General features: G+C 40.6%; 6 protein-coding genes. All 6 read right to left on the minus strand.

Annotated features, from left to right (window positions below; translation table 11 throughout):
- Positions 1-47: 47 nt before the first annotated feature.
- Positions 48-2,885, minus strand: coding sequence for a translation initiation factor IF-2 (infB, locus tag HMPREF2933_RS02695; protein ID WP_024052167.1), 2,838 nt, complete (start codon positions 2,883-2,885; stop codon positions 48-50).
- Positions 2,886-2,901: 16 nt separating this feature from the next.
- Positions 2,902-3,201 (minus strand): YlxQ-related RNA-binding protein, encoded by a 300-nt coding sequence (locus HMPREF2933_RS02700; RefSeq protein ID WP_024052168.1) that lies wholly within the window; start codon positions 3,199-3,201, stop codon positions 2,902-2,904.
- Complete coding sequence (rnpM, locus tag HMPREF2933_RS02705; protein WP_003025961.1) at positions 3,194-3,490, minus strand: RNase P modulator RnpM; 297 nt, start codon at positions 3,488-3,490, stop codon at positions 3,194-3,196. The genes HMPREF2933_RS02700 and rnpM overlap by 8 nt, the downstream gene beginning before the upstream one ends.
- A 12-nt stretch (positions 3,491-3,502) precedes the next feature.
- Positions 3,503-4,696 (minus strand): transcription termination factor NusA, encoded by a 1,194-nt coding sequence (gene nusA / locus HMPREF2933_RS02710; protein ID WP_042754019.1) that lies wholly within the window; start codon positions 4,694-4,696, stop codon positions 3,503-3,505.
- A gap of 48 nt (positions 4,697-4,744) precedes the next feature.
- Positions 4,745-5,233 carry a ribosome maturation factor RimP gene (rimP, locus tag HMPREF2933_RS02715; protein WP_024052170.1) on the minus strand — a complete coding sequence of 163 codons (489 nt, stop codon included), beginning with the start codon at positions 5,231-5,233 and terminating at the stop codon, positions 4,745-4,747.
- Between the two features lie 250 nt (positions 5,234-5,483).
- Positions 5,484-6,173, minus strand: coding sequence for a VIT1/CCC1 transporter family protein (locus HMPREF2933_RS02720; RefSeq protein WP_042754037.1), 690 nt, complete (start codon positions 6,171-6,173; stop codon positions 5,484-5,486).
- Between the last annotated feature and the right edge of the window lie 424 nt (positions 6,174-6,597).

The following is a 6,597-nucleotide window of genomic DNA, read 5'->3' on the forward strand; positions in this document are numbered from 1 at the left end:
GAGGCAGACTTCAATAAATCATAGTCTGTCTCTCTTCCATTCATATCTTATCTTGTGATTTCTTCCATGATGTAGGCTTCAATCATGTCGTCTACCTTGATGTCATTGTAGTTCTCAACCATAAGACCACCTTCTTGCCCATTTCCGACTTCTTTCACATCATCCTTATAATGTTTGAGGCTAGCAAGCGCACCATCAAAGATGACAACACCATCACGAATGACACGAACCTTAGAATCACGAGTTACTTTACCGCTAACCACCATAAATCCGCCGATGGTACCGACTTTAGAAACCTTGAAGGTTTCACGAATGACAGCTTCGCCAATAATTTTTTCTTCAAATTCTGGATCAAGCATCCCTTTCATGGCATCTTCTACTTCTTCAATCACTTTATAAATGATACTGTGAAGACGCATTTCGACGTCATCCGCTTCAGCTTGTTGACGAGCTTGTGGAGTAGGACGAACATTGAAACCAATGATAAAGGCATTGGAAGCTTCCGCAAGAGTAACATCTGATTCGTTAATCGCACCAACTGCTGAGTGAACAATTGTTACTTTAACACCTTCCACTTCAATCTTCTGAAGGGAAGCTGTCAAGGCTTCGGCAGAACCTTGCACGTCTGCTTTGATAATGACATTGACAGACTTGACTTCACCAGCTTTAAGGGTATCAAAGAGATTTTCCAAACTAACACGATGCGTTGCTTGACGTTGTTTCATGAGAGCACGTTTTGCACGTTCTTCACCAGCTGCACGCGCTGCTTTTTCATCTTCATATACGGCAAAATGGTCACCAGCCATTGGTGTTTCATTTAAACCTGTGATAGATACTGGTGTCGATGGCCCCGCAACTTTCACTCGGCGTCCACGGTCATTGGTCATGGCACGTACACGTCCAAAGGTATTTCCGACAACGATTGGATCCTGCACATTCAAAGTACCTTGTTGAACGAGCAAGGTTGCAACTGCACCTTTTCCTTTATCCAAGCGCGCTTCGATTACTGTACCAATTGCGCGAACCTTTGGATCAGCTTTTAGCTCTTGAATTTCAGCTACAAGGAGAACGGTTTCGAGCAGTTCATCAATATTTTGGTTGAACTTCGCTGAGATTTCAACAAATTCAGAATCACCGCCCCAAGCAGTTGACATAACGCCATATTCAGCCAATTCACCGATAACCCGCTCAGGATTAGCACCTGGCTTATCAATCTTGTTAATCGCTACAATAATTGGCACATTAGCTGCTTTTGAATGGTTAATCGCTTCAATTGTTTGAGGCATGACTCCATCATCTGCTGCTACGACAAGAATCGTAATATCTGTGACAGAAGCACCGCGCGCCCGCATAGAAGTAAAGGCCGCATGCCCTGGTGTATCAAGGAAGGTAATTTTCTTACCATTTTCTTCAATCTGGTAAGCACCAATATGTTGTGTTATCCCACCTGCTTCACCTGTAGCAACACGAGAATTACGCAAGGTATCCAAAAGTGTTGTTTTCCCATGGTCAACGTGTCCCATGATGGTCACAACTGGCGGACGCTCTACCAAGGCATCTGGATCAAGATAATCATCATCCACAAAGAAACGTTCGATATCTGCATTATCGACTTCAACTTTAGCATGTGCTTCAATGCCATAATCTACCATCAGAAGTTCAATAGTATCGCCGTCCAACGATTGATTCTGCGTTGCCATAACCCCCATCATAAAGAGTTTCTTGACAATTTCGGCTGGTTCACGTTTAATCCGTTTTGCAATTTCTGCAACGGTCATGCCTTCTGTATATTCAAATTCTTTTGGCAATTCATGGAACTTGCGTTCTGTAACCGGTTTTGGAGTTTGGTTATTGTTCCGATTATTCTTGCCTTTTTTATTTTTCTTGTTATGATTCCAATTACTATTTTTTTGATTTCTCACTTGATTTTGACTGCTTCGATTCTTTTGTTGTTTTCTTGGACCATCTTCTTCACGATCAAAGTCATCGCGCTTCTTGTCTGGCCGGGCTTGTTTTTTACGACGAGTGTCAACTGCGGGAGTTTGACTCGCTTCAGAAGCAACTTGGGGCTGTGGAGCTGGCTTTGTTGCTTCCACGATAGTAGCTGCTGCTTGAAATAATTCTTCTACAGGTTCTTTCCGTTTATTCTGCTCGCGTTGAGCTGCTTTCGCAGCCTGAGCTTGTTTGAAACGTTCTTCACTACCACGAGCGTATTCAGCATTTTGTTCAGCTTTCAGAGCTGCTGCACGTGCTTTAAAATCAATGCGTGGCCCTTGATCCGTTTGAGGGCGATTTTGATTTGCAACATGTGAACGATTTTGCCCTTGGCGATGATTGTCTTGGTTTCGATGATTGCGGTTGTCGCGTTGTTCGTTGCGATTTCCTCGGTCATTGCGATTTTGATTGCTTCGATCATTACGCTGATTACGTTCATCTCGATTTCGTTTATCACCATTTTGTTGTTTTTGCGGACGATTGTCTCGCTGTTTATTTCGTCGTTCTGCCTGTTCTTTCGCTCTTGCCTCTCGTTCAGCCTTAAAATTACGACTTTTTGGTTTTGCAGACGCCGACTTCGCTTCCACTTCCGACTTTTGCGTTGGAGCTACTGCCTTCGGCTCTGCTTTCTTCTCAGCCTCGGTCGTTTCTTTCACTGCCGTTGGAGCTGACGCTTGCTCTTTAGGCAACGATTGAGTCGGCTTTTGAGTCGTTTCTTTTTTAGGAGCTGCTGCTTGAGAAAAGCTAGCTGTTATACGTGTTGCTATTTCACTTTCCACGCTGCTGGCATGACTTTTTACCTCAATACCAAGCTCTTTTGCACGCGCCACAATTTCCTTGCTTTCTTTTCCCAGTTCTTTCGCGATTTCGTACAATCTTACTTTAGACAAATCTTGTCCTCCTCTTCTATTCCATAAGAGACCTCATTTTCTTTGTAAATCCAGCATCAGTGATGGCAAGCACTTTTCTTGCCTTGCCTACTGCGGTGCTTAATTCCAGTGTTGAAAACACGGTTGATACTTCTACTTTGTAATAATGACTTTTATCAGTAATTTTCTTAGTCAAATTTGGAGCAGCATCGTTGGCTAAAAAGACCAACTTTGCTTTCCTATCTTGTATAGCCTTAACAACCAATTCTTCACCCGATATGATGCGACCTGCTCGTTGTGCTAAGCCAAGTAAATTTGCTAGTTTTTGCTTATTCAAGACCTAACTCTCTTCTTTTGACCTTGTGATCCACATAAGCAATCAGTTCATCGTAAAAATCGTCTTCCACTTCCATATTGAAACTGCGATTAAAGACTCGTTTTTGCTTAGCTTGAAGCGCTTCTTCATTATCAAGTTTGATATAAGCTCCACGTCCGTTCGCCTTACCTGTCGGATCAATGAAAATTTGACCTTCTTTGTTTTTGACAATGCGGAGTAAATCACGCTTGTCAATGATTTCGTTAGAAACTACTGATTTTCGTAAAGGGATTTTTCTTGTTTTTGCCATTCTTTCCCTCCTTTAGTCTGCTGCTTCAACTTCACTTTCCACAAATTCTGTTTCTACAGGACTTTCAACTGCTGTAAATTCTTCTACTTCTTCAGCAAATCCGCCGAGTTCACCAGCTTCTTCCATAGCTTCAAATTCACTTGCAGATTTGATGTCAATTCTGTAACCTGTCAAATGAGCTGCCAAGCGTACGTTTTGTCCGCGACGACCGATTGCAAGAGACAATTTGTTATCTGGCACAACGACAAGAGCATGCTTGCTATCTTGACTGTCAAAGATGACTTGATCCACTTCTGCCGGAGCAATCGCATTGTAGATGAATTCAGCAGGATCTGCTACCCATTCAATCACATCGATGTTTTCTTCAATAGGAATCATACGGTATGATTTTGCATCATACTTAGCAGGATGAAACTTGCTAGTGATTTTCTTGATGTTTGCGCCACCACGTCCAACGATTGTACCAATTGCATCTACATTTGGGTTGTGACTGCGTACCGCAACCTTGGTTCGATCACCTGCTTCACGAGAAACGCTCATGATTTCAACCGTTCCGTCATAAACTTCAGGAATTTCTTGCTCCATCAAGCGTTTGATCATCTCTGGATGACTACGGCTAACAAAAACATTCACACCGCGAGGATTGTCCTCAACCTTATAAACAAAAACTTCAATGCGGTCGTGTGAAGCAAAGACTTCTCCAGGAATTTGGTCTTGTTTAGACAACTGCGCTTCAATGCTGCCAAGATTGACATAGATGAAACGATTGTCAAAACGTTCGACTGTTCCTGACATGATTTCATTTTCATGCTCTTTGTACTTATTGTAAGTAATCGCCCGCGTTTGCTTGCGCATCTTTTCCATAATTGTTTGCTTAGCAGATTGAGCTGCTACCCGACCAAATTCAGCCGGCGCTTCTTCAAATTTGATTTTATCACCAAGCTCATAAGCTGAGCTAATGGCAAGAGCATCTTTTAAGCTGATTTCCAAACGGCTATCAAAAACTTCGTCCACCACTTCACGAACTGTATAGACACGAAAATCTCCTGTTTTTTCGTTAAATTCAATGGCTGCGCTATCTGCTTGACCATAACGGCGACGATAAGCGGAGCGCAAGGATTCTGTCACTGCTTCGATAATGTCTTCTTTTTTAATCCCTTTATCTTCTTCCAAAATGCGGAAGGCCTCTAGCATTTCTTTACTCATGTCTTTTTCGCTTTTGTAAAAACAAAAGCAATCCTTTCTTTTTTCTTACTAAAATTTTACTGCTAATCTTGCTTTGGATACTAGCTTGTAAGGAATTTGAACAACTTTCTTACGCGTCTTATCCATATATTCCATTGTTAAATGATCTTCCTCAAAAGAAAGCAATGTTCCTTCAAAGGTTTTACTTTTATCAACTGCCTGATACAGACTAACATGGATATATTGCCCAACTGCATCTGCTAATTGTTCTTTCGTTTTCAGCGGACGTTCCAACCCTGGGCTAGTTACTTCAAGAAAATACTGCTCAGGAAAGGGATCCGGCTTAATCATATCTAAAAGTGGACTGATGATGTCCGTCAATTCTGCCGTATCATTTACAGTAATTCCTCCCGGCTTATCTACAAAAATACTAAGAACATGGTCGCTCCCCATCTTACCGTACTCAATATCCACTAATTCATACGGTTCTTGAACGACTGGTTCAACAACTTCTTTTACTAATTTGACAATCGTTGTGATAAGACTACACCTCCTCACAGATAAGAGGCGAAGATATTTCCTCGCCTCTCTTTCATATTCATTATCTACATTATAGCATAAGAAAAAGGAAAATACAAGAAAATTTATTCTTGTATTTTATTTGATGCTATTATACTTATCAATCGTAAGAAAATTGATTGATTTCAGCATTGTGGTTGACAGATAATTCTAAAAAGAATTGACTATAAAGTCAAATAGAATAATCTACAATCAAAATCACTCCTCATAAAGGTTTTTTATTTCGAAATTAAATAGCAAATAATTGACCTACAAGATAAGTTACTGTCATAGTCAAAAGTCCAATGACTAAGTTTCGAATCATGGCATTTTTTATCGGTGCTTTTCCTAACTTGGCACTAGTGTATCCCGTTCCCAATAGCGATAAAGCAACGATGACTACTGTCGCCGGAATTCTATAACTAGCAGAAAAGAAGACAATGCTCAGCATGGGAAAGATAGCTCCTGCTACAAAAGCGATAAAGCTGGAGATTGCTGCATGCCAAGGATTAGTAAATTCTTCCACTTCAATACCATACTTTTCCGCTACCAAAGCTTTGAGAGGATCCTTTAAAAAAGCTCGATTGGTTAAAAGCTGGGCAGAAGTCTCACACTCGCCATTCTGGATATAAGCTGCATAGAGCGACTGCCTAGCAATATCTGGATTTTTCATTAAAAGATCTCGCTCTTTGACAACTGCGGCCTCCTCCGTATCCTTTTGAGTGGAGACAGATACATATTCACCACCTGCCATGGAAAAAGCTCCCGCAAAGACTGCTGCTAACCCAGAAAGAAAGATAATCCAAATACTTTCTGTTGCACTTGCTACCCCTATTACCACACCCGCGATAGAAATAATACCATCATTGGCCCCCAATACTCCAGCTCGCAAAATATTAAGCCGACCGCTAAAATTCTTATCAATTTCTTGTTCTCTCATCATCGTCAACCTTCTCTTTTTACTTTATTTAGAATTATTATAAATAAAAACTTAATCAAGCACAAGAGAAAAGAACAAAATGAGAAAAGTTCTACTATTTAATAAAATTTCTTGAACAGCTACTTGGACAGCAACGTTTTACTTTTTAGCAAGCTCAAAACAAGACCATTCTACCAAATCACACACACACATATATATGTGTGTATGATAAAAGGTCATCCGATTGATACCACAATCTTCTACAATGTCCTGAATCGTAAATTTTGTTAATAGTTTTTATAACAAAATGTTTAAATGAAGCTTCTAACGTTCATTTTGTCGCTTGAGACATTCTTTTGTTCCTTTTGTCTTTTAGCAATCTTTTCTCCTGAAAATCAGAAAAGGGAGTGGGACAGAACTAAAAATTGAAAATTTTTAGTTCGTA

This window comes from Streptococcus sp. HMSC066F10, from assembly GCF_001813805.1.
In the GTDB taxonomy this organism is placed as follows: Bacteria; Bacillota; Bacilli; order Lactobacillales; family Streptococcaceae; genus Streptococcus; species Streptococcus vaginalis.